This window comes from Falsirhodobacter sp. alg1 (assembly GCF_000739715.2).
In the GTDB taxonomy this organism is placed as follows: Bacteria; Pseudomonadota; Alphaproteobacteria; order Rhodobacterales; family Rhodobacteraceae; genus Falsirhodobacter.
In genome coordinates, this window is the sequence record NZ_BBJC02000028.1 from 1 (window position 1) to 923 (window position 923).

The 923-nt window shown below is 58.3% G+C and carries 1 protein-coding gene and 2 pseudogenes; 2 read left to right on the forward strand and 1 reads right to left on the reverse strand.

Going from position 1 to position 923, the window contains the following annotated elements; genetic code table 11:
* Both TR36_RS16365 and TR36_RS15110 read left to right on the forward strand, forming a co-directional pair.
* A partial coding sequence (locus TR36_RS16365) for an SDR family oxidoreductase (RefSeq protein ID WP_045393703.1) occupies positions 1–150 on the forward strand: 150 nt, incomplete at its 5' end.
* Positions 151–212: 62 nt separating this feature from the next.
* Positions 213–665: pseudogene (locus tag TR36_RS15110) on the forward strand (2-isopropylmalate synthase); the annotation flags it as partial.
* A 4-nt stretch (positions 666–669) separates the two neighbouring features.
* On the opposite strand, the pseudogene TR36_RS13930 reads toward TR36_RS15110, so the two are convergent.
* A pseudogene (locus TR36_RS13930) lies at positions 670–923 on the reverse strand (LysR substrate-binding domain-containing protein); the annotation flags it as partial.

Consider the following 923-nt stretch of genomic DNA (forward strand, 5'->3'; position numbering starts at 1 on the left):
GGCGCATTCGATGCCTTTCATCCGGTCGGGCGCGTAGGGCGGTCCGCCGATATTGCCTCTACGGTCGTGCATCTATTGTCAGAGCATACAGCTTGGGTCACAGGGGCGATCTGGGATGTGGATGGTGGCGTCATGGCGGGTCGCAACTAAAATCTTTGGTAGCTGGCAGGGATAAGGTGCGCCTGACTATGAATGGTACGCGCATTCGTGAGATCATTTTCGCAACGCACTGCCATAACGATCTGGGCATGGCGACGGCAAACTCGCTGGCCGCGGTGGAGGCTGGCGCCCGCCAGATCGAATGCACGATCAACGGGCTGGGCGAACGCGCAGGCAATACCGCGCTGGAAGAAGTCGTGATGGCCATGAAGGTCCGCAACGACATCATGCCCTATACGACCGGCATCGATTCCACCAAGCTGACGGCGATCAGCCGCAAGGTGGCGACCGTGTCCGGCTTTGCCGTGCAGTTCAACAAGGCCATCGTGGGCAAGAACGCCTTTGCACATGAATCCGGCATCCATCAGGACGGCATGCTGAAGAATGCCGAGACCTTCGAAATCATGCGTCCGACCGATGTGGGCCTGTCGGAAACCAGCCTCGTTCTGGGCAAACACTCGGGCCGTGCGGCCCTGCGCTCCAAGCTGAAGGATCTGGGCTTCGATAGATCCGTTTGCGATAGGCGACGATTTCCTCGGTCACGAATTCGCGGAATGCGGCAATGCGTTTCGAATGGCGCAATTCCTCGGGATAGGCGAGGAAAACCGGCACATCATTGGAGGATACATCCGGCAATACGCGCACAAGATGGGGGAATTCATCCGCGAGGTAATCAGGCAGAACCCCGATTCCCAGATGGTTCAGAACCCCCTGCATCACCCCGAAGTAATTGTTCACCGTCAGGGTGGAGGGGATGTCGTTGC